At 72.5% G+C, this 23,289-nt stretch carries 24 protein-coding genes and 1 pseudogene; 9 read left to right on the forward strand and 16 right to left on the reverse strand.

The features are described 5' to 3' along the window. Positions 1-83: 83 nt before the first annotated feature. Positions 84-1,022 (reverse strand): SGNH/GDSL hydrolase family protein, encoded by a 939-nt coding sequence (locus ABT015_RS34725; RefSeq protein ID WP_350886392.1) that lies wholly within the window; start codon positions 1,020-1,022, stop codon positions 84-86. A gap of 311 nt (positions 1,023-1,333) precedes the next feature. Here ABT015_RS34725 and ABT015_RS34730 point away from each other — a divergent pair, with 311 nt between their 5' ends. Then, the gene (locus ABT015_RS34730) at positions 1,334-2,989 is read left to right on the forward strand and encodes an FAD-binding dehydrogenase (protein ID WP_350886394.1); all 1,656 of its coding nucleotides are present in this window, start codon (positions 1,334-1,336) and stop codon (positions 2,987-2,989) included. A 34-nt stretch (positions 2,990-3,023) separates the two neighbouring features. Here ABT015_RS34730 and ABT015_RS34735 read toward each other — a convergent pair whose 3' ends face one another. Beyond that, positions 3,024-3,374, reverse strand: coding sequence for an ArsR/SmtB family transcription factor (locus tag ABT015_RS34735; RefSeq protein ID WP_350886396.1), 351 nt, complete (start codon positions 3,372-3,374; stop codon positions 3,024-3,026). Between the two features lie 111 nt (positions 3,375-3,485). On the opposite strand from ABT015_RS34735, the gene ABT015_RS34740 reads away from it, so the two are divergent. The 3 genes from ABT015_RS34740 (at position 3,486) to ABT015_RS34750 (ending at position 6,160) form a co-directional block, all read left to right on the forward strand. After that, on the forward strand, positions 3,486-3,890 hold the full coding sequence (locus tag ABT015_RS34740) for a (2Fe-2S) ferredoxin domain-containing protein (protein WP_350886398.1): 405 nt from the start codon (positions 3,486-3,488) through the stop codon (positions 3,888-3,890). A 150-nt stretch (positions 3,891-4,040) separates the two neighbouring features. Further along, positions 4,041-4,295 (forward strand): hypothetical protein, encoded by a 255-nt coding sequence (locus tag ABT015_RS34745; RefSeq protein WP_063347060.1) that lies wholly within the window; start codon positions 4,041-4,043, stop codon positions 4,293-4,295. 197 nt (positions 4,296-4,492) lie between these two features. Next, entirely contained in the window at positions 4,493-6,160 is a 1,668-nt protein-coding gene (locus ABT015_RS34750) for a purple acid phosphatase family protein (RefSeq protein ID WP_350886400.1), read from the forward strand. Between the two features lie 82 nt (positions 6,161-6,242). Here ABT015_RS34750 and ABT015_RS34755 read toward each other — a convergent pair whose 3' ends face one another. Together ABT015_RS34755 and ABT015_RS34760 are read right to left on the reverse strand one after the other, a co-directional pair. Next, positions 6,243-6,575, reverse strand: coding sequence for a YnfA family protein (locus tag ABT015_RS34755; protein WP_063347058.1), 333 nt, complete (start codon positions 6,573-6,575; stop codon positions 6,243-6,245). Positions 6,576-6,628: 53 nt separating this feature from the next. Continuing rightward, positions 6,629-7,843 carry a pyridoxal phosphate-dependent aminotransferase gene (locus tag ABT015_RS34760; RefSeq protein WP_350886403.1) on the reverse strand — a complete coding sequence of 405 codons (1,215 nt, stop codon included), beginning with the start codon at positions 7,841-7,843 and terminating at the stop codon, positions 6,629-6,631. A gap of 96 nt (positions 7,844-7,939) precedes the next feature. On the opposite strand from ABT015_RS34760, the pseudogene ABT015_RS34765 reads away from it, so the two are divergent. Continuing rightward, a pseudogene (locus ABT015_RS34765) lies at positions 7,940-8,293 on the forward strand (winged helix-turn-helix transcriptional regulator); the annotation flags it as partial. Between the two features lie 134 nt (positions 8,294-8,427). Then, entirely contained in the window at positions 8,428-9,279 is an 852-nt protein-coding gene (locus tag ABT015_RS34770; protein ID WP_350886405.1) for an SGNH/GDSL hydrolase family protein, read from the forward strand. On the opposite strand, the gene ABT015_RS34775 is transcribed toward ABT015_RS34770, so the two are convergent. Beyond that, complete coding sequence (locus ABT015_RS34775; protein ID WP_350886407.1) at positions 9,198-9,905, reverse strand: GNAT family N-acetyltransferase; 708 nt, start codon at positions 9,903-9,905, stop codon at positions 9,198-9,200. The two genes, ABT015_RS34770 and ABT015_RS34775, sit on opposite strands and share 82 nt — an antisense overlap. A 153-nt stretch (positions 9,906-10,058) precedes the next feature. Here ABT015_RS34775 and ABT015_RS34780 point away from each other — a divergent pair, with 153 nt between their 5' ends. Further along, complete coding sequence (locus ABT015_RS34780; protein WP_350886409.1) at positions 10,059-10,988, forward strand: pentapeptide repeat-containing protein; 930 nt, start codon at positions 10,059-10,061, stop codon at positions 10,986-10,988. Between the two features lie 112 nt (positions 10,989-11,100). On the opposite strand, the gene ABT015_RS34785 is transcribed toward ABT015_RS34780, so the two are convergent. From ABT015_RS34785 to ABT015_RS34805, 5 genes are all read right to left on the reverse strand, one after another. Continuing rightward, entirely contained in the window at positions 11,101-11,835 is a 735-nt protein-coding gene (locus ABT015_RS34785; RefSeq protein ID WP_350886411.1) for a tyrosine-protein phosphatase, read from the reverse strand. Positions 11,836-11,845: 10 nt separating this feature from the next. Beyond that, positions 11,846-12,520: a TetR/AcrR family transcriptional regulator gene (locus tag ABT015_RS34790; protein ID WP_350886413.1), complete on the reverse strand. Its 675-nt coding sequence runs from the start codon at positions 12,518-12,520 to the stop codon at positions 11,846-11,848. Between the two features lie 107 nt (positions 12,521-12,627). After that, a complete protein-coding gene (locus tag ABT015_RS34795) occupies positions 12,628-12,951 on the reverse strand; it encodes a hypothetical protein (RefSeq protein WP_350886415.1) in 324 nt (107 codons plus the stop codon). Further along, positions 12,948-13,448, reverse strand: coding sequence for a DUF6232 family protein (locus tag ABT015_RS34800; RefSeq protein ID WP_350886417.1), 501 nt, complete (start codon positions 13,446-13,448; stop codon positions 12,948-12,950). Before ABT015_RS34800 ends, ABT015_RS34795 begins: the two co-directional genes overlap by 4 nt. Positions 13,449-13,531: 83 nt before the next feature. Further along, positions 13,532-14,572 (reverse strand): Scr1 family TA system antitoxin-like transcriptional regulator, encoded by a 1,041-nt coding sequence (locus tag ABT015_RS34805; protein WP_350886419.1) that lies wholly within the window; start codon positions 14,570-14,572, stop codon positions 13,532-13,534. A gap of 171 nt (positions 14,573-14,743) precedes the next feature. Here ABT015_RS34805 and ABT015_RS34810 point away from each other — a divergent pair, with 171 nt between their 5' ends. Next, positions 14,744-15,133, forward strand: a complete 390-nt coding sequence (locus ABT015_RS34810; protein WP_350886421.1) for a hypothetical protein — start codon at positions 14,744-14,746, stop codon at positions 15,131-15,133. 260 nt (positions 15,134-15,393) lie between these two features. Here the strand turns inward: ABT015_RS34810 and ABT015_RS34815 are convergent, their stop codons facing one another. Together ABT015_RS34815 and ABT015_RS34820 are read right to left on the reverse strand one after the other, a co-directional pair. Beyond that, the gene (locus tag ABT015_RS34815) at positions 15,394-16,293 is read right to left on the reverse strand and encodes an aminoglycoside phosphotransferase family protein (RefSeq protein WP_350886423.1); all 900 of its coding nucleotides are present in this window, start codon (positions 16,291-16,293) and stop codon (positions 15,394-15,396) included. A 64-nt stretch (positions 16,294-16,357) separates the two neighbouring features. Continuing rightward, the gene (locus ABT015_RS34820) at positions 16,358-16,777 is read right to left on the reverse strand and encodes a PPOX class F420-dependent oxidoreductase (protein ID WP_350886425.1); all 420 of its coding nucleotides are present in this window, start codon (positions 16,775-16,777) and stop codon (positions 16,358-16,360) included. Between the two features lie 167 nt (positions 16,778-16,944). On the opposite strand from ABT015_RS34820, the gene ABT015_RS34825 reads away from it, so the two are divergent. After that, complete coding sequence (locus ABT015_RS34825) at positions 16,945-19,416, forward strand: Tex family protein (protein ID WP_350886427.1); 2,472 nt, start codon at positions 16,945-16,947, stop codon at positions 19,414-19,416. A 103-nt stretch (positions 19,417-19,519) separates the two neighbouring features. On the opposite strand, the gene ABT015_RS34830 is transcribed toward ABT015_RS34825, so the two are convergent. The 4 genes from ABT015_RS34830 to ABT015_RS34845 all read right to left on the reverse strand — a co-directional run bounded on the left by ABT015_RS34830 (position 19,520) and on the right by ABT015_RS34845 (position 23,124). After that, on the reverse strand, positions 19,520-19,942 hold the full coding sequence (locus ABT015_RS34830; RefSeq protein WP_350886429.1) for an SHOCT domain-containing protein: 423 nt from the start codon (positions 19,940-19,942) through the stop codon (positions 19,520-19,522). 111 nt (positions 19,943-20,053) lie between these two features. Continuing rightward, a complete protein-coding gene (locus ABT015_RS34835; protein ID WP_350886431.1) occupies positions 20,054-20,638 on the reverse strand; it encodes an NUDIX hydrolase in 585 nt (194 codons plus the stop codon). Next, the gene (locus tag ABT015_RS34840; RefSeq protein ID WP_350886433.1) at positions 20,635-21,792 is read right to left on the reverse strand and encodes a type III polyketide synthase; all 1,158 of its coding nucleotides are present in this window, start codon (positions 21,790-21,792) and stop codon (positions 20,635-20,637) included. The genes ABT015_RS34835 and ABT015_RS34840 overlap by 4 nt, the downstream gene beginning before the upstream one ends. Positions 21,793-21,918: 126 nt before the next feature. Beyond that, on the reverse strand, positions 21,919-23,124 hold the full coding sequence (locus ABT015_RS34845) for a cytochrome P450 (protein WP_350886435.1): 1,206 nt from the start codon (positions 23,122-23,124) through the stop codon (positions 21,919-21,921). Positions 23,125-23,289: the final 165 nt, after the last annotated feature.

Raw genomic sequence — 23,289 nt, forward strand, 5'->3', positions numbered from 1 at the left:
GCGGCACAACCGGTCTGATCCGCACACCGCGGGGGGGGCCCCGCCCGCCCCCCGCCCCCCCGCCCCCTCGGGGTTTCCGGGGCCTACCGCAGCGCGGCGAGCACCGCGTCCGCCATCACCTTCTCGCCGGTGGCGTTCGGGTGGAACGGCACGGCGGGCGAGCCGGGCAGCGCGCCCTCGATCCAGCGGTCGTCCGAGCACACGTCGTGCCCGGCGGTGGGCGTGGCGGTGTCGACGTACGTCGCGCCGCCGGCCGCCGCGGTGCTCCTGAGCGCGGCGTTCAGCTTGTCGAGCACGCCGTGCATGTACTCGACGTCGCCCGGGGTGACGGGCTGGCGCAGGATGCACGAGCGGCCGTCGGCGGGCAGCACGGACGGGTAGCCGACCAGCAGCACCCGGGCCCGCGGCGCCTTGGCGTGGATGCGCCGCAGCGTGTCGGCGACCTGCGGCGCGATGCTGCCGGTGATCCGCTCGGCGAGGTCGTCGTTGCCGTACTGCCAGGACCAGCTGCTCCAGTCCCAGTAGCCGTGGTGGTAGACGTCCTTGCAGGGCGTGCCGAGCGGGTTGACGACCGCGCCGGCGATGCAGGTGGCGACGAGTTCGCCGAGGCCGAGGTCGCTGGCCGCGAGGTCGTTGCCGCCGATGCCGAGGGTGACCAGGTCGGTGTCGGGGGTCACCGCGTCCAGCTGCGGGTCGTTGACCCGGATGAAGGCGTCGTACTGCGGCTGCGTCATGGCCTTGACCTTGGCGGCGGCGCAGGTGACGTCGGTGTACGCGCCGGCCTTGAGGGCGGCGGCGACCAGGTGGCCGTAGTTGCGGTCGGAGCGCAGGCAGAGGCCGGCCGACTGGCCGGGCACGCCCGCGCCGGCGGCGTAGGAGTCGCCGAGCGCCACGAGGTGCCTGGGCGCCGGGGTGGCGGCCTGGGCGCTGGTGGAGGTGAGCGCGAGGGCGGCGCCCAGTGCGACGGTGGCGAGTGCGGTGGAGCTGCGCAGGTGTCGGGGTTTCCGGGCAGGGGGGAGCACGGTTCCTCCTGGGGGGAGAGAAACGACGGGTGGGGGTCGTGCCGGGCCGCGGCTACTCGCAGGTAAGTTACTTGTTGGTTTCGTGGACGTCCATGCCGTGCGCGGAAATTTCCGAAATTCCGTCAGATCGCATTTCGCATTTCGCTCCACCGCGTGTCGAAGACATTTCCGAAACGGTGTGGAGCGGAATTGCCGCAGTCGGTTGTTACCGGCCGGTTGACCGGACGTCACCGCAGGACGCAGTATCGGGCGCACAGCGACGGCGCCCACCCCGCGCGCGCCGTCCCGCCCGCCGCGACGGAGGACTGCGCATGGCCCTGGACGCCGACGTCATCGTCATCGGAGCAGGACTCGCCGGACTCGCCGCCACCGCCGAACTCGCCGACGCCGGACGGAAGGTGATCCTGCTCGACCAGGAGCCCGCGGCCTCGCTCGGCGGCCAGGCGCACTGGTCCTTCGGCGGCCTCTTCCTGGTCGACTCGCCCGAGCAGCGCCGGATGCGGATCCGCGACTCGCACGCCCTGGCCCGCCAGGACTGGTTCGGCACCGCCGGCTTCGACCGGCCCGAGGACGCCTGGCCGCGCCGCTGGGCCGAGGCCTACGTCGACTTCGCGGCCGGCGAGAAGCGCTCCTGGCTGCACGGCCTGGGCGTCCGGTTCTTCCCCGTCGTCGGCTGGGCCGAGCGCGGCGGCCTCCTCGCCGACGGCCCGGGCAACTCGGTGCCCCGCTTCCACATCACCTGGGGCACCGGGCCCGGACTGCTGGAGCCCTTCGTCCGCCGGGTCCGCTCCGCCGCCGCCCGCGGGCTGGTCGACCTGCGCTTCCGGCACCGGGTCACCGGCCTGGCCGCCACCGCGGGCGTCACCGACACCGTCACCGGCGAGGTGCTGGTGCCCAGTTCGGCGGCCCGCGGCGAGGCCAGCTCGCGCGAGGCCGCCGGACGGTTCGAACTGCGCGCCCAGGCCGTGATCGTGACCTCCGGCGGCATCGGCGGCAACCACGACCTCGTCCGCAAGGCCTGGCCCGCCCGGCTCGGCACCCCGCCCGCCAAACTGCTCTCCGGCGTCCCCTCCCACGTCGACGGACTGATGCTCGGCATCGCCGGCGACGCCGGTGCCAGCCTCATCAACGGCGACCGGATGTGGCACTACACCGAGGGCATCGAGAACTGGGACCCGATCTGGGCCCGGCACGGCATCCGCATCCTGCCCGGCCCGTCCTCGCTCTGGCTGGACGCGCGCGGCAACCGGCTGCCCGTCCCGCTCTTCCCCGGCTTCGACACCCTCGGCACGCTCGACCACATCATGTCCACCGGGTACGGGCACACCTGGTTCGTGCTCAACCAGCGCATCATCGAGAAGGAGTTCACCCTCTCCGGCTCCGAGCAGAACCCGGACCTGACCGGGAAGTCCGTGCGCGGCGTCCTCGGCCGCGCCCTGCCCGGCGCCCCCGGTCCGGTCCGCAGCCACCTGCGGCACGGGCCCGACTTCGTCGTCGCGAGCAACCTCGCCGACCTCGCCCGCGGCATGAACGCCAGGACCCGCGAGGCGCTGATCGACCCCGCCGAACTGCGCCGCACCGTCGAGGCACGCGACCGGCAGTTCGCCAACCCCTTCGCCAAGGACCTCCAGGTCACCGCCGTCCACGGCGCCCGCCGCTACCTCGGCGACAAGCTGATCCGGGTGGCCCCGCCGCACCGCATCCTCGACCCCGGCGCCGCCCCGCTGATCGCCGTCCGGCTCAACATCCTCACCCGCAAGTCCCTCGGCGGCCTGGAGACCGACCTCTCCTCGCGCGTCCTGCGCCCCGACGGCGAACCCCTCCCGGGCGTCTACGCCGCCGGCGAGGCCGCCGGTTTCGGCGGCGGAGGCGTCCACGGCTACCGATCCCTGGAGGGCACCTTCCTCGGCGGCTGCCTCTTCTCCGGCCGCACCGCCGGCCGCGCGGCGGCGCAGGCCACGGCGTAGCGGACGGGAACGGGGGCGCGGGCGGGTGAGGGCCTCAGCGCTCGTCGGTGAGGCCCAGCCTCAGGTGCTCGACGTGGTACACGGCCTGGTCGAGGAGGGCGGCGACGTGGTCGTCGTGCAGGGAGTAGACCACCGAGCGGCCCCGGCGCTCGCCGACGACCAGGCCGAGGTTGCGCAGCAGCCGCAGCTGGTGGGAGCAGGCGGACTGCTCCATGCCCACGGCTTCGGCGAGTTCGGTGGCCGCGCGCGGGCCCTCGCGCAGTTCGGCGAGGATCAGCAGCCGGGAGGGGGTGGCCAGCGCCTGGAGGGTGGTCGCGACCTTGGCCGCGTTGGAGGCGTCCAGACGCATCCGCGGTACGGCTTTCTCGGTGGTCGCGTGTCCCATGGGGGCATCCTACGGACCGCCGTCGAACCCCGGCACCCGGCGGTGCCTCTTGGCATGCCAGGTAGGCTGCGCGTGCAGCGTGCCCCGTGACCAGGAGGAGTTCCAGAGCCGATGAGCCGCCGAGACCGGGACCGCAAGCAGGCGGCCGCCTCCCCGGTGACCGTCACCGTCTGCCGGGGCTGCTGCTGCGGCACCGAGGCCAAGCACCCGGGGGTCGACCACGCCGGGCAGTACGAGCGGCTGCGGGCGGCGGTGGGTACGGCGGGCCGGGTCCGCGCGGTCAAGTGCCTGGACGTGTGCACCCAGTCCAACGTGGTGGTGGTCGGCCCCTCCGGGGAGGGCCGGGCGGCGGGCGGGCGTCCGGTCTGGCTGGGCTTCGTGCTGGCGGACGACATGATCGACGAGATAGCCGCCTGGGTGCACGCGGGCGGGCCCGGGCTGGCCGACCCGCCCGGGCTGCTCGACCTCCAGCTGATCTCGGTGTCCCGCCGGGTCCGCGAGGGCCTGGCGGAGTAGCGGACGGTGGAGCCGATCCGTCCTCATCACGGTTGGGACGCAGCGGGGTTGGCCGATCCGGCGGCCGAGCAGGATCCGCTGGACGCCGCCCTCGGCGGTCCCACTACCATGACCGGTGGCTGCCAGCGGTTCCGCCCAGGGAGGACGACGATGACGACGGTCTGCCGCATCTGCGCGGGCACCGGCCGGACCGCCGGTCTCAGCTGCCGGACCTGTCAGGGCACCGGGACCACCGAGGTGGGCGGCGGGGGCGGCAACTGCTTCCTCTGCGACGGCACCGGGGTGTACGTCCGCTACCGGGTGGACGCGACCGGCGCCAAGCACGCCTACCGGGACGAGATCTGCCGCACCTGCGACGGCACCGGCAACCGGTCCCCCTCCACCTGGGACGAGCCCTCCGGCTGAGCGCGCCCCGTCCGCGGCGGCGCCGACGGTGGCTCAGGCCACGCCGCCGGCGGGGGCCATGATCCGGGGTCGGTCCGGAGCGGGCGCGTTTCTTTACCTGATCATGGTCGAACATTGGTGTTCGAATGGGCGGCGCGCTGCGGCCCGTTCACCCCGCGTCCGTGTGCGGTCAACGCGTCGCTGGAAGAGTCCCGCGCATGGATATCCCTCACATGGGCGTACCGGCCAAGCTTGCCGACCGCATGAGCACGGCCGAGCAGCACGAGTACCTGCGGGCCCGCTTCTCCCGCCGCCGGATGCTGCGCGCCGGCGCCGTGACCGTCGGTGCCGTCGCCGTCGGCGGCGCGCTGGGCAGTGGAACGGCCTTCGCCGCGCCGGCGAGCCCGCAGCTGCTGACCGGTGCCACGACGGCGGGCGTCGACGGTTCGCTGGTCGCGCCGATCGGGCGCCACCTCCAGTTCGGCCCCGAGCCCGACACCCAGTTCCGCATCTCCTGGCAGGTCCCGGCGCCGGTCAAGAAGCCGTTCCTGCGCTACGGCAAGACCCCGTGGGAGCTCAGCCACAAGCTCCAGGCCGAGGTCCGCACCCTGCACACCCCGGCGCTGAGCCCGAACAGCCAGCCGGTGGACCAGTACTACCTGCACGTGGCGCTGGAGGACCTGCACCCCGACACCACCTACTACTACGGTGTCGGCCACGAGGGCTTCGACCCGGCCTCGCAGCAGCAGATCTCCACCCTGCACACCTTCCGCACCGCGCCCTCCCGCGACCACCGCTGGGGCAAGGTCTACGAGCCGTTCACCTTCACCGCCTTCGGCGACCAGGGCGTCAGCTCGCACGCGGCCGGCAACGACCACGTCATCCTGGCCCAGAAGCCGTCCTTCCACCTGCACGCCGGCGACATCTGCTACGCCGACCCGGCGGGCTCCGGCACGGACCCCGACAAGTCCGTGTACAACGCCAGGACCTGGGACGACTTCCTGGTCCAGACCGAGACGGTCGCGGCGACCGTGCCGTGGATGGTCGCCTACGGCAACCACGACATCGAGGCCTGGTACTCGCCCAACGGGTACGGCGGCGAGAACACCCGCTTCTTCCTCCCGGACAACGGCCCGGACCCGCGCAAGGTCCCCGGCGTCTACACCTTCCGCTACAAGAACGTCGGCGTCATCTCGCTCGACGCCAACGACGTCTCCTACGAGATCCCGGCCAACCTGGGCATCTCGGCGAACAAGCAGACCAAGTGGCTGGAGCGCACCCTCAAGGACCTGCGCAACGACGAGACGATCGACTTCGTCGTGGTCTTCTTCCACCACTGCGCCTTCTCCACCACCGTCGCGCACGCCTCCGAGGGCGGCGTCCGCGAGGCCTGGGTGCCGCTGTTCGAGAAGTTCCGGGTGGACCTGGTCATCAACGGCCACAACCACATCTACGAGCGCACCGACGCGATCCTCGGCAACAAGGTCTCGAAGCAGGTGCCGAGCGGCGCCACCATCGAGCCGGCGAAGGACGGCGTCGTCTACGTGACCGCGGGTGCGGCCGGCCGCAGCCTGTACAAGTTCGACGTGCCGGACACCTACGAGGGGCACGAGAACCACCAGGACGAGGTGAAGACCTACTACTGGGGGAAGGGCAAGGTGAAGGTCCCCGAGACCATCCAGTGGTCGCGGGTGCGCTACACCGGCTACTCCTTCATCAAGGTCGACGTCACCCCGGCCCACCTGGGCCAGAAGTCGTCCATGAAGGTGACCGCGCTGGCCGAGGACGGCACGCAGATCGACAACTACACGATCCTGCGCAAGGTCGGCGAGGGCTGGGACTCGGACCACGACGACGACGGTCAGGGCGGCGGCTGGGGCTGGTAGTCCCCGAACGGCTCGCCGGGCCCCGGCGTCGAGGAGTCCGCACCTCGACGCCGGGGCCCCGTGCGTGGAGGGCCCGGTGCGCTCAGCGCCGGGGCCCGTACATGATCACCGCGACCCCGGCCAGGCAGACCAGCGCGCCCACCACGTCGTAGCGGGTCGGCCGGAAGCCGTCCACGACCACGCCCCAGAGCAGCGACCCGGCGACGAACACCCCGCCGTACGCGGCCAGCACCCGGCCGAAGTGGCTGTCCGGCTGGAGCGCCGCGACGAAGCCGTACCCGCCGAGCACCACCACGCCCAGCCCGGCCAGCCACCACGGCCGCTGCTCGCGCACGCTCTGCCAGATCAGCCAGCAGCCGCCGATCTCGGCGAGGGCGGCGACGACGAACAGGGCGACGGAACGCAGGACGGTCATGACCGGCAACCCTAGGTCCTGTCCGGCCGATCCTGCCGGACAGGACCTGGGCGTCAGGACTGGCGGTACGTCGCGAGGAAGCGGCCGATGCGGTTGATGGCCGTCTCCAGGTCGTCGGCGCGGGGCAGGGTGACGAAGCGGAAGTGGTCCGGGCGGGGCCAGTTGAAGCCGGTGCCCTGGACGACGTGGATCTTCTCGCGGAGCAGCAGGTCCAGCACGAACTGCTCGTCGTCGACGATCCGGTGCACCGCCGGGTCGAGTCGGGCGAAGGCGTACAGGGCGCCCTTGGGCTTGACGCAGCTGACGCCGGGGATCTCGTTGAGGGCCCTGAAGGCGACGTCGCGCTGTTCGGTGAGCCGGCCGCCGGGCAGCACCAGGTCGTTGATGGACTGGTGGCCGCCGAGCGCGGCCTGGACGGCGAACTGGGCGGGTACGTTGGGGCACAGCCGCATGCCGGAGAGCATGGTCAGGCCCTCCAGGTAGTCGGCGGCGTGCTGCTTGGGCCCGGAGACGACCAGCCAGCCGCTGCGGAAGCCGGCCACCCGGTAGGCCTTGGAGAGGCCGTTGAAGGTGAGGGTGAGGACGTCGTCGGCGAGGGCTGCGAGGCAGTGGTGCTCGGTGTCGTCGTAGAGGATCTTGTCGTAGATCTCGTCGGCCAGGACCATCAGCTGGTGGCGGCGGGCGAGGTCGAGGATGCCCTCCAGCAGTTCCTTCGGGTAGACCGCGCCGGTGGGGTTGTTGGGGTTGATGACGACGATGGCCTTGGTGCGGGCGGTGATCTTGGCGGCGATGTCGTCGAGGTCCGGGTACCAGTCGGCCTGCTCGTCGCACAGGTAGTGCACGGCCTTGCCGCCGGCCAGCCGGACCACGGCCGTCCACAGCGGGTAGTCCGGCATCGGGACGAGCACCTCGTCGCCGTCGTCGACGAGCGCGGTGACGGCCATCTGGATCAGCTCGGAGGCGCCGTTGCCGAGGTAGACGTCGTTGACGCCGACTCCGGTCACGCCGCGCTGCTGGTAGTACTGCACCACCGCGCGGCGGGCGGGCAGGATGCCGCGCGAGTCGCTGTAGCCGTGCGCCTTGGGCAGGTTGCGGATGATGTCCTGGATGATCTCCTCGGGCGCCTCGAAGCCGAACGGGGCCGGGTTGCCGGTGTTCAGCCGCAGCACGCTGTGCCCGGCCTCCTCCAGGGCGTTGGCCTGGTCGACCACCGGGCCGCGGATCTCGTAGCACACGTTGTTCAGCTTGCTGGACTGCCGAAACTCCACTGCGGCCTCCCGACCGTCACCACCGCATCGTTGCTGATGCTTTGTTCTACCAAGTTGGCACTTGGAAAGTCCAACCTTTTGGCTATGCTGATCCACATGTCACGCCGAAGCTACGACCAGTACTGCGCCGTCGCCCGCGCCCTGGACGCGGTGGGGGAGCGCTGGAGCCTCCTGATCGTCCGTGAACTCCTCGGCGGCCCGCGCCGCTACACCGACCTGCACGCCGACCTGCCCGGCGTCTCCACCGACATCCTCGCCGCCCGGCTCAAGCAGCTGGAGGGCGACGGCCTGGCCCTGCGCCGCCGGCTCGAACGGCCCGCCAACGCCACGGTCTACGAGCTCACCGAACGCGGCCGCGAACTGCGCCCGGTGATCGAGGCGCTGGGGGAGTGGGGCCTGCCCGCCCTCGGCGAGCAGCGGCCCACCGACGCCGTCCGCGAGCACTGGTTCACCCCCGTCGCGGCGGACGACGGGGCGCCCGTCGCGGGTCAGGTGCCGGTGCCGGGGTCCGATGCCGGTGCCCGGACCGGCCGCGCGTAGCATCGTCGGGCCACGGAGCCATCGGAGGAGAGCGGAGACCGCCCGTGCCCACCACCTACCGCAGTTACGTCGCCGTCGGGGACTCCTTCACCGAGGGCATGTGCGACGACCTGCTGCCCGACGGCCACTACCGGGGCTGGGCCGACCGGGTCGCCGACGCGCTCGCCGCCGAGGCCGGCGGTGACGGCGGGTTCCGCTACGCGAACCTCGCCGTCCGCGGCAAGCTCATCGGCCAGATCCACGACGAGCAGCTCCCCGCCGCCACCGCGATGGGCGCCGACCTGGTGACCCTCGTCGGCGGCCTCAACGACGCGCTGCGCCCCGGCTGCGACATCGCCCGGGTCGAGCGGCTGCTCGGCCGCTGCGCCGAGGAGCTGCGCGCCACCGGCGCCACCGTGGTGCTGTTCACCAGCACCGACCCGACCCGCAGGATGGCGGGCGGCGCCCGGCTGCTCCCGGCCATCCTGCGGATGAAGGCCTTCGTGCACGAGCTCGGCCAGGACGAGGGCGTCGCCGTCGTCGACCTGTTCGCCGCCCCCTGCTTCGACGACCGCCGGCTCTGGGGCGAGGACCGCCTGCACCTGTCGCCCGAGGGCCACCGCCGGGTCGCGGAAGGGGTGTTGGAGGCGCTCGGCCGCCCCGCGGCCTTCGACTGGCGCGCCCCGCTGCCGCCCGCCGCCCCGCCCGGCCGGGCCGAGCGGCTGCGTGCCGACGCCCGCTGGCTGGGCGGCCACCTGGGGCCGTGGATCGGCCGCCGGCTCACCGGGCGCTCCTCCGGTGACGGCCGGCCGCCGAAGCGGGCCGAGCTGCTGCCCTACTCGGCTCCGGGTTCGGCCGCGGACTCGGCTCCGGGCTCGGCTCCGGGTTCGGCCGCAGACTCGGCCGCGGGCTCGTAGACCAGGCTCGCCATCGGGGAGCGGGTGGTCCAGCCGAGCGAGGCGTAGAGCGCCCGGCCGTCCGGGGTGCCGACCAGGACGGCGGTGTCGGCGCCCGCCTCGTGCCCGGCGTTCTGGAGGGTCCGCATCACCAGGGCGCCCAGGCCCCGGCGCCGGTGCTCGGGCGCGGTCAGGATCTGGTCCGGGACGGCCACGGGGCCGGCCAGGCCCGCCTGGCCGCGTGCGGCGAGGTGTCCGGCCCCGGTGCGGACCAGGGTCCGGATGATCCCGCCCCGGGTCCAGGTGGTCACCGTGTAGCCGGCCGGTACCTCGGGCCGCTCGGCGCCCAGCGGGACGGTCATCAGATACCCCGGCTGGTCGAGCCGCCACTGCGGGCCCAGCCAGGGCCGGGCGACGGCGTCCTCGGTGAACAGCTTCAGCCAGGTGCCCGGTGCGGTGGTCGCCTCGGCGATCTTGCGGACGTCGGGCTCGGCCGGCTCGGGCAGCACGTGCCGGGCGACGTGGCCGACCACGCCGACGTCGATCGTCCAGCCCCAGGGCTCGTCCACCGCTTCGGCCGCGCCGCGCGAGACGCTCCAGCCGGCGATCCACATCCGGACGAGTTCGTTGATGCTCGGGTCCTGCACTCCTACCCCCGTATGCCGTGGGCGCGCACCTCGTAATAGGTGAACTGCCTATTGATACCTTACAGAGGGTGGGGTGGGTGTGGCCAGTGCCCAGTAGGCTTGGCGGTCCGACGCACCGGACGGCCGGTGCCCACGCTGGAAGGACCACGCGACGTGCGCGAGACCGAGCCGCCGCAGCACCCCACGGCGGCTCAGCCGACCGAGCTGCGCTCCGACTGCACCAGCTGCTTCGGCCTCTGCTGCGTCGCCCTGCCCTTCGGCGCCGGTACGGACTTCGCCGTCGACAAGGCCGCCGGCAGCGCGTGCCGCAACCTGCAGACCGACTTCACCTGCGGCATCCACGAACGCCTCCGCGACCGGGGCTTCCAGGGCTGCACCGTCTACGACTGCTTCGGTGCCGGGCAGCGCGTCTCCCAGGTCACCTTCGGCGGCCGCAGCTGGCGCGAGGCGCCGGCCGACGCCAAGCCCATGTACGACGTCTTCCCGGTGGTGCGCCAGCTCCACGAACTGCTCTGGTACCTCACCGAGGCGCTCGGCTACGCCCCCGCCCGCCCGGTCCACGCCGACCTGCGGCAGGCCCTGGAGGAGACCGACCGGCTCGCCGGCGGCACCCCCGAGGAGATCCTCGCCGTCGACGTCCCCGCCCACCGGCAGCGCGTCAGCGACCTGCTGCTGCGCGCCAGCGAGCTCGTCCGCGCCGCCGTCCCCCGCCGCCGCGAACACCGCGGCGCCGACCTCTTCGGTGCCCGTCTGCGCGGCGCCGACCTGCGCGGGGCCAACCTGCGCGGCGCCCTGCTCGTCGCCGCCGACCTCTCCGGCGCCGACCTGCGCCTCGCCGACCTCGTCGGCGCGGACCTGCGCGACGCCGACCTCTCCGGCGCCGACCTCACCGAGGCGCTCTTCCTCACCCAGGCCCAGCTGAACGCGGCCCGCGGCGACGCCACCACCCGCCTGCCGGCCAGCCTCACCCGGCCCGCCCACTGGCCCGCCACGGCCTCCGCCCCGGCGGCCGCCGCCACCGGCGCGCGCGGCCCCCGCAAGCCGCGCAACGGCGGCCGTCCGGGCGGCCCGCGCCGCCGCTAGCGGCCGCCCGCCGCAACGACCGGGCCCGCGCCGGCAGGTGTCTGCCGGGCGGGCCCGGTGTTTCCGGTGCCTGGTGCTGACAGCTGTGCCGTCGACCGTCCGTCGGGTGGGGTCAGGCGGTGAGCAGGCGGGAGCGGAGGGCGGCTATCCGGGCGGGGGAGAAGCCGAGGGCGCCGGTGGCGTAGTCCTCGACCGAGCCGTGGCGGGCGGCGAGGTCGGCGAGGGCGAGGCGGATGACCGCCTCGGGGGCGCGTCCGTAGCCGGGCCAGCGGAGGGTGCGGCCGGGGTGGGCGGCGTGCCATTCGGCGATGAGGTGCGGCGTGGCTAGCTCGGTGAGGGCGAAGTCGGCGGCGATGTCGTCCTCGCAGACGCCGAGCAGGGTGAGGACGAGGGCGGCGATGAGCCCGGTGCGGTCCTTGCCGGAGGCGCAGTGGAAGACCACGGGCTCCTCGGCGGCGGCGATCACTTCCAGGGCCTCGCGGATCTCCTCCACCCCGTCCTCGGTGACCTCGGCGAAGCGGTCGGCGAGGTACCGCCAGGGGTCGACGTCCGGGTCGATCTCGGCCTGGTCGTAGGTGCGGTGCTCGATCGAGAGGTTGTGGTAGACCAGCCCTTCGTAGTCGGGCACCCGGCCCTTGGCGGCGATCTCCCAGGGGTAGCGGAGGTCGATCACGGTGCGCACGCCGAGGGCCTGGAGCCGGTCGAGGTCGGCGGGCGAGGTGAGCTTGCCGAGCGAGTCGGAGCGGTAGAGCAGGCCCCGGCGGACGGACCGGCCGTCGGCGGCGGGGTGGCCGCCCAGGTCGCGGAAGTTGTGCAGCCGGTCGAAGGTGAACTGACGCGTTGTCATGCGCGGCACTCTAACCAGCGGTGTCCGTGGGGCCGGTGGGGCCCGGGTGTCCGGCGGCGCCTTCGTAGCCGGCGGTGAGGAGTTCGAAGGCGCGGTCGGCGTTGGTGGCGGCCTCGAAGCGGAGTTCGTCGGCGGTCCGGCCGTCGTCCCGGATCCGGTGCCAGTTGTGTTCGGCGAGGACCCGCTGGGTGGCGGTGACCTGGGCGGCGAGGAGGGGGGCGGTGAGGAGCCGGGGCGGGGCCAGGTCGGGGGCCTCGTGCAGCGCCCGGGCGAGGGACTGCTCGGCGCGGGCGAGGTACTCGGCGCCCCGGGCCTTCAGGCTCGGCGTGGAGTACACCAGATCGCTGAACGCCAGGACCCGGGGGTCGTCGTTGAGTCCGGTGATGGGATCGCGCCGGGCGAGCCCGTCCAGGAAGTCCCGGTGCAGGGCGGCCAGCACCGTCTCGCCGGCCGCCCGGCCGCGGACCACGCCGGCGGCCTGGTCCTGGTGGTCGGCGAAGCGGTGGACGACCAGGTCCTCCTTGGTGGAGAAGTAGCTGAACAGCGTCGGCTTCGACACCTCGGCGGCGGCCGCGACGTCCGCCACCGAGACGGGGTCGAAGCCGTGCTCCAGGAAGAGTGCGATCGCGGCCTCGGAGATCGCCCGCCGCGTCCGTTCCTTCTTCCGTTCCCGCAGTCCGCTCATGGCGTCAGGCTAGCAGCAGGTCTTGACCCGGACAGATTCCTGACCCGGTATGACATTTACTCCCGGGTGGGGTGTCGCCTGCTGCCCGCCGTCTGCTGCTCGGGAGCTCAGGAGCTCAGCGAGTCCAGGATGCGGCGGATCGACTCCACCACGGGGGCGCCGGCGGCGGCGAGGGCGGCGACGCCGGAGATGTTGCGCAGGGCGCGGCGCAGCGTGGCGGGCGGGGTGGCCTGCCCGCCGCCGAGGTCCGCCAGCGACTCGTCCAGCACCTCGCGGTCCTCGGCCGGCACCTGCTCGCGCAACTGGCGTACAGCGGCGATGAGTTCGCGCATCGCGGCCTGCGGGTCGGCCGGGCCCTGGTGCTTGATGATGCCGATGTTGTGGTCGCCGCGCTGGGTGACCGAGTCCCCGAAGTGGATGCCGCCGCTCACAGGCTGACCTTCTTTCCGGTGTTGTGGTCGCCGTACTGGTTGATCTGGTCGCCGATGTGGATGTTCTCCACCTGGAGGGCGAACTCGGCCAGCGGGTTGTCGATCGCTTCCATGATCAGCTGGATCAGGTTGCCGACCTGCTGGGCGTCGTGGCTGACCACCGCGGTGTTCGAGGAGCTGGAGGTCTCGATGACCAGCTGGTAGACCGTACGCATCTGCAGCCGCTTGACCAGCTGGTAGAGGCTGACCGCGAAGAACGCGAGCGCCACGAGGCCGATCACGTCCTTGATCGTCTCCTGGTTCGCGCCGCGCCCGAGCAGCGAACCGAGGACGGCGTCGGCCACCAGCAGGCCGATCACCTGCCGGGAGAACCGGATGATCACCCGCGCGCGTTTGGGCGGCAGCAGCTGGAACCGCCGGGCCCGGGCGATGTTGTGGAGCGGATAGGCGTCGCCGCCCACCCACAGCACCCGCCGGCTGACTCTGACGTCGATCACACTGCTTCTGCGTGCCAAGGCGTCCCCCTACCCGTAGTGGCGGGGAGAACCATAGCAACGGCCCCCGACGGCGGCGGCCCCCGTCAGTGCAGTCGGCCGGTGCGGACGGCGTCGATGAAGGACTGCCAGGCGACGGGGCTGAAGTCGAGGACGGGGCCCTCGGGGTCCTTCGAGTCACGGACGAGCCGCCCGGGGTGGGTGGTCGCCACCTCGACGCAGTTGCCGCCGTTGTTGTCGCTGTAGCTGGACTTGTGCCAGGGGACGGTCGCCTTGCTGGGCATCATGCTGAGAAGTCCTCCTCTCACGCTGCGGGTCAGATCTGCGCTGTCGCGGGGAGACAACGCCTCCGCTTGCAGCAGATCATAGGTCCGCTGCCTGCGCTGGACTTCCCTCGGGTCATCGATGAAGTGACCCTGATCCAGGCTTTCGGAGTAGAGCCGAGTCCTGCCCTCGGGTGAGGTCACCAGGGCGACGAAAGTGCCGAACGGGAACCGCTCGCCAAGGCTGAAGGGCGCGATCTGGTGGACGATGTTCGGGCGCTGGCTCATCTCCAGCAGGTGTCCGAGCTGCTCGTACATCACCTCAGGGCCGCCGACCATCGTGCGGATCGCGGCTTCACAGTGGACGACCATGAGGAGCGGGCCGTCCTCTTCGAAGAGACGACGCTGGCGTGCGAGTCGTGACGCGACCAGTTCCTCGATCAGCTCGGAGTTGCCTGCTGCGGTGCCTCCGCTGAACAGCGCGCGGGCGTACCTCTCTGTTTGCAGCAGACCTGAGATGCGGAGGACCTGGAACTCGCCGATCTTCGAGGCCTTGTTCTCGTAGCCCGCGTAGCGTCGGAACCAGTCGGGGTGTTCCACCCGTGCGTACCAGTCGATCTCCTTCCAGAGATCGATCAACTGGCCGCCCGTCTCCAGCAGTCGGTCCGCTGCGAGGACGAAGTCCTCCTGCGGGTTGCGGGTGCCGGCCTCGATGCGGGAGATGTGCGGGCGGCTGCACGGGATGAGGATCGCCAGCTGACCCTGTGACATCCCCTTCGACTCTCTCAGTTGCTTCAGCACCGCGCCGAACACGGCGCCCGCACTCGATCGCAGGTTTGGGTTCGTGAACTTCTTGCGGGTCACGGCGCAGGCCCCCCTGTGTCAGGACGTTCCCTGGAACCGGCTGATCACTCGTCACCAGCACGGTGATCGCCGATGCTTAATCATGGAACTGATCGCGCAATCGCACTAGTGAGTGCACGAAGCGGCCTGCCCGCGCGCGAAATCCTCAATGCATCCAAAGGTGGCACCGCTATGCCCGAAGCCCTTGACAGAGCCCTCGCCGATCAGCTGTGCACGCTCCCGCGACACCCTTCCTCGCCGACCGCCGCCCGGGTGGTGCTCCGGGGGTTCCTCTCCGACCTCAGGGACGGTGAACACTACGCGGGCGACGGCGAGTTGATCGTCACCGAGCTGGTCGCCAGTGCGGTCCGGACTCCCCCCGCACACCACCTCATCGACGTGCTCTTCGAGTACTCCGCCCCCGCCGGCCTCTGGATCGAGGTCACCGCGATCGGGCAGTCCGGCCGCGCGGGGCCGGACTGCCCGGGTCTTCGGCTGGTGCGGCGGCTCTGCGCCGCCTGGGGGTGTGACCCCGCCGAGGGCCGCTCGTGGGCCCGGTTGGCCCCGCCCGTCGCTCAGTAGCCGATGGTGAAGCGGCGCTGGACGAACCGGGGGAGCTCGACCTCGTCGACGAGGCCGCCTGGCGCGCCGCCCCGGTGGAGGATCCGGCGGCCGGGATCCAGGCCTGGGCGCACGCCTTCCGCGGCTGGGCGCCGGCCAACGTCGAGGGCTTCCGGCTGATCTACGGCGGCCCCGTCCCGGGGTGCCACGCCCCCGACGGCGGCGGCGGGAGTGCCGCCCCGCTGGTCAGGCGGCGGTGTCCGGTCGGCGGCGGTGTCCGGTCAGGTGCTGCGGTCGGCGAGCACCTCGCGGACGACGTGACGGGCGTTGGCGGTGAGGCCCGGATTGGTGTGACGGTAGTAGGGGATCGTCACCAGCGCGATGGAGAAGGCCCAGGCGCGGCCGCGGGCCCACATGGCGTCATCGGCGCCGAGGGCGGCGCGGAAGGCCGGGCGGGCCGAGGCGGGCAGCAGGTTCCAGGCGACGATCAGGTCGGAGGTGGGGTCGCCGACGCCCATCAGGCCGAAGTCGAGGACGGCGCCGAGCCGGCCGGACCGGTCGAGCAGGAGGTTCCCGGGGGTGAGGTCGCCGTGCATCCAGGAGGGCGGGCCGGCGTACTCGGAGAGGCGAAGCGCCTTGTCCCACAGGGCGGTTGCGGCGTGGGTGTCGACCGCTCCGGCGAGTTGGGCGATGGCCGCGCGGGTGGCGCCGTCGCGGGAGGCGAGCGGGACGCTGCGGTGGCCGGCCGGGCCGCCGGCCGGGTTGACGGCGCGCAGGGCGTTGACGAAGGCGGCGAGGTCACGGGCGAGCGCGGCGGGGGCGGCGAGGGCGCCGACGACCGGGTTGGCGCCCTCGAACCAGCGGAGCACCGACCACTCCCAGGGGTAGCCGGCGGCGGGCCGGCCGACCGCGAGCGGGGCGGGTATCGGCCGCGGCAGCCGGGGGGACAGCGCGGGCAGCCACTGCTTCTCGCGGCGGACGTCCCCGGCCGCCCATTCCACCCGGGGGAGCCGGACGGCGAGTTCGGGCCCGAGGCGGAACATCGCGTTGTCCGTCCCGGTGGAGGCGACCGGCGTGACCGGCAGGCCGGCCCAGTCCGGGAACTGGGCGGAGATCAACCGCCTCACCAGGGCCGCGTCGATGACCAGTCCGTCGGGGTGCATCCGGGTGGCAGCGCACATGCCCGGCAGCGTACAGCGCGGATCGGTGCCCTTCAGCGGATTCCCGGAATGCGTACGGCCGGCCTCAGCTCAGCGTGACCCGCACGCCGATCGTCCCGCCCTTGCCGAAGCGCAGCACGTTCGCGGTCAGCGCGATCGCGCACAGCAGGCCGTACTTGCGCCGCAGCAGCTTCCGGTAGGCGGGCGCGCGCCCGAGGTCGAGGACGGCGGTGGCCGGGACCTGCTCGCCGAGCAGGTTGCCGCGGATGTCGCTCGGCCCGACCAGCACGTCGGAGCGGTTGCGCAGCCGCTTGACCTTGCCGGTGCGGGTGACGGTGGTGAAGACCAGCGCGTCGCCGTCGCGGGCCACCCAGACGGGGGTGGGTACGGGGGTGCCGTTCTTGCGGTGGGTGGTGAACAGCAGGTACTTGGCGGCGGCGAGTTCGTCCAGCCGGGCGGCGGCGTCCGGGGGGCGGGAGGCGTCCAGTGCGGGGGAGGTGTCCATGCGCGTCAGCGTAGGAAGGCGCAACGGGGCACTGCTTGAGTCCGGTTGGGGCCGCGGGCGGCGGGCGCCACGCCCGGCCGCCCCGGGTACGGCCGGGAGCTGTCCCCGGTACCTGCCAGAATGCAGGGCGTACGGCGAAAGCACTGAAGGAGAAGGTGACCGGCTTCGTGACCACGCCAGTCGAACAGGTGGCCCGGCAGGCCCAGCAGGCGATCGAGCGCAAGATCGCCGAGGAACTGGGCGTTCGCGACGGGCAGGTGAAGTCCGCGGTCGAGCTGCTCGACGGCGGCGCGACCGTGCCCTTCGTGGCCCGCTACCGCAAGGAGGTCACCGGCTCCCTGGACGACGCCCAGCTGCGCACCCTGGAGGAGCGGCTGCGCTACCTGCGGGAGCTGGAGGAGCGGAGGTCGGCCGTCCTGGAGTCGATCGAGGCCCAGGGCAAGCTGGACGACGCGCTGCGCGCGCAGGTGCTGGCCGCCGATTCCAAGGCCCGGCTGGAGGACATCTACCTGCCGTTCAAGCCGAAGCGGCGCACCAAGGCGCAGATCGCCCGCGAGGCGGGCCTGGAGCCGCTCGCCGAGACGCTGCTCGCCGATCCCTCGCAGGATCCGGCGGCGCTGGCCGCCCGGTTCCTGAACGAGTCCGTCGCCGAGCCGGCCGCCGCGCTGGAGGGCGCCCGGGCGATCCTGGTGGAGCGCTTCGGCGAGGACGCCGACCTGGTGGGTTCGCTGCGCGAGCGGATGTGGACCCGGGGCCGGCTGGTGGCCACCGTGCGTGACGGCAAGGAGCAGGACGGCGCCAAGTTCGCCGACTACTTCGACTTCGCAGAGCCGTACACCAGGCTCCCCTCGCACCGCATCCTGGCGATGCTGCGCGGCGAGAAGGAGGAGGTGCTGGACCTCGACCTCTCGCCGTACGACGGCGAGGAGGGCGATCTGCCCGGCGAGAACGACTACGAGCGGCGGATCGCCGCCCGCTTCGGCATCGCCGACCACGGCCGCCCGGCCGACAAGTGGCTGGGCGACACCGTCCGTTGGGCCTGGCGCACCCGCGTCCTGGTCCGGCTCGGCATCGACCTGCGGTCGCGGCTGCGGGCCGAGGCGGAGGAGGAGGCGGTGCGGGTGTTCGCCGCCAACCTGCGCGATCTGCTGCTGGCCGCGCCGGCCGGCACCCGCGCCACCATGGGCCTGGACCCGGGCTTCCGGACGGGGGTGAAGGTCGCGGTGGTGGACGCCACCGGCAAGGTCGTCGCGTACGACACGATCTACCCGCACCAGCCCGCCAACAAGTGGGACGCCGCGCTCGCCACCCTGGCCGCGCTGGCGAAGAAGCACGACGTCGACCTGGTGGCGATCGGCAACGGCACCGCCTCCCGGGAGACGGACAAGCTCGCCGAGGACCTGCTCACGCGCCACGCCGAGCTGAAGCTCACCAAGGCGATGGTCAGCGAGGCGGGCGCCTCGGTCTACTCGGCCTCCGCCTTCGCCTCGCAGGAGCTGCCGGAGCTGGACGTGTCGATCCGCGGCGCGGTGTCGATCGCCCGCCGTCTCCAGGACCCGCTGGCCGAACTGGTCAAGATCGACCCGAAGTCGATCGGGGTCGGCCAGTACCAGCACGACCTGAGCGAGGTGAAGCTCTCCCGTTCGCTGGACGCGGTGGTCGAGGACTGCGTCAACGCCGTGGGCGTGGACGTCAACACCGCCTCGGCGCCGCTGCTGACCAGGGTCTCCGGCATCACCGGCACGCTCGCCGACAACATCGTGGCCCACCGTGACGCCAACGGTCCGTTCCGCACCCGCCGGCAGCTCAAGGACGTCTCCCGGCTGGGCCCGAAGGCCTTCGAGCAGTGCGCGGGCTTCCTGCGCATCCCCGACGGCGACGACCCGCTGGACGCCTCCAGCGTGCACCCCGAGGCGTACCCGGTGGTGCGCCGGATCCTGGCGTCCACCGGCGGGGAGCTGAGCGGGCTGATCGGCAACGGCGAACGGCTGCGGGCCCTGCGCCCGGGCGACTTCGCCGACGAGGTCTTCGGCATCCCGACCGTCACCGACATCCTCGGCGAGCTGGACAAGCCGGGCCGCGACCCGCGCCCGGCGTTCCGCACCGCGACCTTCAAGGAGGGCGTCGACAAGATCGGCGACCTGGAGGCCGGGATGGTGCTGGAGGGCGTGGTCACCAATGTGGCCGCGTTCGGTGCCTTCGTCGACGTGGGCGTCCACCAGGACGGGCTGGTGCACGTCTCGGCGCTGTCGAGGACCTTCGTCAAGGATCCGCGCGAGGTGGTCAAGCCGGGCGACATCGTGAAGGTCCGGGTCGTCTCGGTGGACGTGCCGCGCAAGCGCATCGGGCTGACCCTGCGGCTGGACGACGAGGTCGGTCGCGACCGGGGTGGCGACCGCGGCGACCGGGGCGAGCGCGGCGGCGACCGTGGCCGGGGCGGCGAGCGCGGCGACCGGCAGGCCCGCCCGCCGCGCCAGGAGCGCCGGGGCGGCGGCCAGGACCGGCGCGGCCAGGGCGGCGGCTCCGGCGGTTCGGGTGGCGGCGCGCCGCTGGCGAACAGCGCGATGGCGGACGCGCTGCGCCGGGCCGGCCTGACCGGCGGCGACGCCTCGGGTGACCGCCGCTCCGGGCGGCGCTGAGGTGCTGAGGTGCTGAGGTGCTGAGCGGCTGACCGCCGCGGCCGGGGCCGGTGGACTGCGCGTCCGCCGGCCCCGGCCGCCGTGCGGGTCGGGCCGGGTCAGGTCAGGTCAGGAGCTTGTCCTTGGCCTTCTGGTACTCCTCCTCGGAGATGGCGCCCTTCTCCTTCAGGTCCGCCAGCCTCGCCAGGTCGTCGACGTGGCTGCCGCCGCCCCCGGGTGTGCCGGTTCCGGCCGCCTCCCGGATGTAGGCCTTGACGGCGGCCTCGCTCTGCCGGACCTGGGCGGCGTCCCGCTCGCTCATCGACTTCCCGCGGGCGATCACGTAGACCAGCACGCCGATCAGCGGCAGCACGATCACCAGGAGCAGCCAGCCGGCCTTGGCCCAGCCGCCCAGGTCGTGGCTGCGGAAGATGTCCGTGACGATCTTGAACAGCAGGAAGAACCAGAGGATCCAGAGGAACAGCTCCAGCATCGTCCAGAAGATGTTGAGCACCGGGTAGTCCACGGCCAGCATGTTGGTGTCCATGGCCGAGTCATATCACCGTAAAACGGACAATGCCCTCTGCTGTTCGGCCGTTCCAGTGGTCTTCCGGCCCAGCGGGAATATCTCGGAGCGAGGGCCCGGAGGGGCGGGGGATCAGCCCCGCCCGGCCCGCCGTCGCAGCTCGACGGCCAGCCCGATCAGCTCGCCCCACCAGGCGTCGTGCCCGGCCAGCAGCAGCCGCTGCGCCTCGCCCGCCGACACCGCCCGCACCTCGACCACCTGCTCGCCGTCCGCCGGGTTGGTCGGCGTCGAGTCCACCGCGACCTCCGCCCAGCCCCACAGCCACGCCTTCTCCGGGTGCGGCTGCCACGGCCGGTACGGCGTCGGGTCCTCGGTGCGGCAGCGGTGCGCGCCGAGCCAGTCCGGCTCGCCGAGCAGCCGGGCGCCGGCCTCCTCGCGCAGCTCGCGGGCCAGACAGGTGGCGATGCTCTCGTCCCGCTCCCGGGTGCCGCCGGGCAGGAACCAGTGGTCCCGGTCGTCCCGGCAGAGGACCACCCTGTCGTCCGCGAAGCCCACCAGGTGGATGTTGGTCACCAGCTCGTCCGGCGGCAGAACGGTGGAGAACAGCGCGTCGTACCGGCCCCAGGTCCAGTACTGCGGGGCGTGCAACGCGGGGAAGAGGGTGGCGAGTTCGGCGGATCTGTCGTCGGTGTCCGCCTGGTGCGTGGTGTCGGTCATTCGGTGATCGTAGTGCCGGCCGGGAAACGCCGGGGGGTGCTCGGATGGACGAGCGTGATGTCCGAGGTGGAGATGGCCCGCGGCCGGCGGCGGGTGGCCTCGACCGGCTCGCCGACCCAACTCCCCAGCGAGATCTCGGCAGTGATGCCCGGCCCGAAACCGGCGATCAGGCCGGTGGTGCCGTCGGCCACGCCGCCGTCGGCGAACAGCCGGGCGAGTGCGTCGAAGACGACGGCGCTGGCGATGTTGCCGCGCTCGGTCAGCGTCGCGCGGCTGTACCGGAAGGTGGCCGGCTCCAGGTTGAGGAAGTGGCAGAGGTCGTCGAGGATGCGCGGGCCGCCGGCGTGCACGATGTAGAAGCCCAACCCGGAGACGTCCCAGCCGTGTTCGACGGCCAGGCCGCGCAGCGCCGGGGCGAGCATCTCCATGGTGCCGGGCACCCGCTTGTCCAGCTGGAAGTGGAAGCCGGTGTCCTTGACCCCGTAGGAGATCCAGTTCTCGGTGTCCGGGACGAGGTGCGAGCCGTTGCGCTCGACGTGCACCCCGGTGCCGCCGTGTCCGCGCATCACCACGGCGGCGACGGCGTCCCCGAACAGGCCGTTGGAGAGCAGCGAGCCGACGCCGAGGTCGGTCGGCTGGTAGCAGAGCGAGCAGAACTCGCAGGACACGATCAGCACGTTGGCGCCCGGGTAGGCGCGGCAGAAGTCGTGCGCGCGGTTGACGGCGGCGCCGCCGGCCGCGCAGCCGAGCTGGGCGATCGGCATCTGGCGGGTGTCGCAGCGGAAGCCCAGGGCGTTGATCAGCCAGGCGGTCAGCGACGGCATCATGAAGCCGGTGCAGGACACGTAGATGATCAGGTCGATGTCCCGGGCACCCAACTCGGCGTGCCTCAGCGCCCGTTCGACCACCTCGGGGACGCGGAGCCGGGCCTCCCGCTCGTAGACCGCGTTGCGGGCGGTGAAGCCCGGGTGGGTGAGGGTCTGCTCGATCGGCTGGACCAGGTGCCTGGTCCGCACCCCGGTGTTCTCGATCAGCCGCAGGGCGAGGCCGAGTTGCGGGTGGCCGGCGTGCAGGCTGCGGGCCAGGTCGAGGGTCTGGTCGAGGGTGATGACGTTCTCGGGTACGGCGACGGCAGGACGGCACAGTGTTGCCATGGCGTGGGTCTCCCCTGGGTGGCCTGGCCGGGCGGGCTGGCGAGCGGCCCGGGCAGGCGGCCTACGGATGCGTCGAACGGGCGCCGCACGGTGCTCCGTGGCGGAGCCGGCGGCGCGGGGAGGAGGTCACCAGGCGAGCGGCAGGGTGCGGGGGTAGCGCCAGATCGACCCGGTGTGCCAGTCGAGTTCGGACGGCGGGACGGCGAGCCGTAGGCCGGGGAAGCGCCGCAGCAGGGTGCCGATGGCGACCTGGAGCTCCATCCGGGCCAGGTGCGCGCCGAGGCAGTGGTGCTGGCCGTGGCCGAAGGCCATGTGGGTGGGGGCGCCGCGGTCGAGGTCGAGTTCGTCGGGGCGCTCGTACATCGCCGGGTCGCGGTTGGCGGCGAGGTAGGAGACGTGGACGGCCTCGCCGGCCCGGATCAGCACACCGCCCAGCTCGACGTCCTCGGTGGCGACCCGGGCGATGCCGACGCCCTGGCGGAACGGGATGAAGCGCAGCAGCTCCTCCAGACCGCGCGGCAGCAGTTCGGGCTGGGCGCGCAGCTTGGCGAGCTGTTCGGGGTGGGTGAGCAGGGTGTAGGTGATGTTGCTGAGCTGGTAGGTGCTGGTGTCGTGGCCGGTGACCAGCAGGACCATCGCCATGACGGCCAGTTCCTGGTCGTCCAGCAGTTCGTCGCCGTCGCGGGCGGTGGCCAGGGAGCTGATCAGGTCCTCGCCGGGGTGGGCGCGGCGGGCGGCGGTCAGCTCGGTGAAGTAGCCGCGCAGCGCGGTCTTGGCGGCTTCCTGGCCGGCCCGGCTGCCGGGGCCCATCGTCATCATGGCGACGGCGTGGCCGCGCAGTTCGGCGCGGTCCTGCTCGGGGATGTCCAGCAGTTCGCAGATGGTGGTGAGCGGGAGCCGGCTGGAGAGGAAGTGCACCAGGTCGGCGGGGGAGCCGTGTTCGGCCATCTCGTCGAGGTAGCCGTCGACGATCCGCTGGGTGGCGGGGCGCATCCGCTCGACCTGGCGGTTGGTGAAGCCCTGGGCGACGAGGCGGCGCAGCCGGTTGTGGCCCGGCGGGTCCATCAGGTTGATCGCCTCGGCCTGGGCGATCGGGGCGGGCGTCATCCGGGGCAGGTCGCGCCCGATGCCGGCGGCGCGGCTGAACCGCCGGTCGGTGGTGACGATCCGGACGTCCTCGTAGCGGGTGGCGAGCCAGGCCTCGCCCTCGCCGTGCGGCAGTCGGATCCTGGCGATCGGGGCCTCGGTGAGCAGCCGCTTGAGGAGCGGGTCGAACTCCAGGCCGTCGGTGTGGTTGAAGGGGCAGTCCCACACGGGGGCGGAGGTAGTCACGGGCCTGTCCAGATGTCTTGGAAATGCCGCCCGAACGGTCATTTCTCGTTCGGGCGCGGACAGAGAGATGTTCCCCCATGAACTGGCAAAAATGTGAATCGGACCGGGAGTTAGCTCTAACGAGTTAGATAGATGATTGTCATGCGAATTAGGGGAGTTGACTAG

The sequence above is a fragment of the Kitasatospora sp. NPDC094016 genome (assembly GCF_040304045.1).
Lineage (GTDB): Bacteria > Actinomycetota > Actinomycetes > Streptomycetales > Streptomycetaceae > Kitasatospora.

Coding starts and splice junctions, on each gene's coding strand:
- ABT015_RS34730 (WP_350886394.1), top strand. CDS start 1,334: ATGGCCCTGGACGCCGACGTCATCGTCATCGGAGCAGGACTCGCCGGA.
- ABT015_RS34735 (WP_350886396.1), bottom strand. CDS start 3,374: ATGGGACACGCGACCACCGAGAAAGCCGTACCGCGGATGCGTCTGGAC.
- ABT015_RS34740 (WP_350886398.1), top strand. CDS start 3,486: ATGAGCCGCCGAGACCGGGACCGCAAGCAGGCGGCCGCCTCCCCGGTG.
- ABT015_RS34745 (WP_063347060.1), top strand. CDS start 4,041: ATGACGACGGTCTGCCGCATCTGCGCGGGCACCGGCCGGACCGCCGGT.
- ABT015_RS34750 (WP_350886400.1), top strand. CDS start 4,493: ATGGATATCCCTCACATGGGCGTACCGGCCAAGCTTGCCGACCGCATG.
- ABT015_RS34755 (WP_063347058.1), bottom strand. CDS start 6,575: ATGACCGTCCTGCGTTCCGTCGCCCTGTTCGTCGTCGCCGCCCTCGCC.
- ABT015_RS34785 (WP_350886411.1), bottom strand. CDS start 11,835: ATGACAACGCGTCAGTTCACCTTCGACCGGCTGCACAACTTCCGCGAC.
- ABT015_RS34790 (WP_350886413.1), bottom strand. CDS start 12,520: ATGAGCGGACTGCGGGAACGGAAGAAGGAACGGACGCGGCGGGCGATC.
- ABT015_RS34810 (WP_350886421.1), top strand. CDS start 14,744: ATGCCCGAAGCCCTTGACAGAGCCCTCGCCGATCAGCTGTGCACGCTC.
- ABT015_RS34815 (WP_350886423.1), bottom strand. CDS start 16,293: ATGTGCGCTGCCACCCGGATGCACCCCGACGGACTGGTCATCGACGCG.
- ABT015_RS34820 (WP_350886425.1), bottom strand. CDS start 16,777: ATGGACACCTCCCCCGCACTGGACGCCTCCCGCCCCCCGGACGCCGCC.
- ABT015_RS34830 (WP_350886429.1), bottom strand. CDS start 19,942: ATGGACACCAACATGCTGGCCGTGGACTACCCGGTGCTCAACATCTTC.
- ABT015_RS34835 (WP_350886431.1), bottom strand. CDS start 20,638: ATGACCGACACCACGCACCAGGCGGACACCGACGACAGATCCGCCGAA.
- ABT015_RS34840 (WP_350886433.1), bottom strand. CDS start 21,792: ATGGCAACACTGTGCCGTCCTGCCGTCGCCGTACCCGAGAACGTCATC.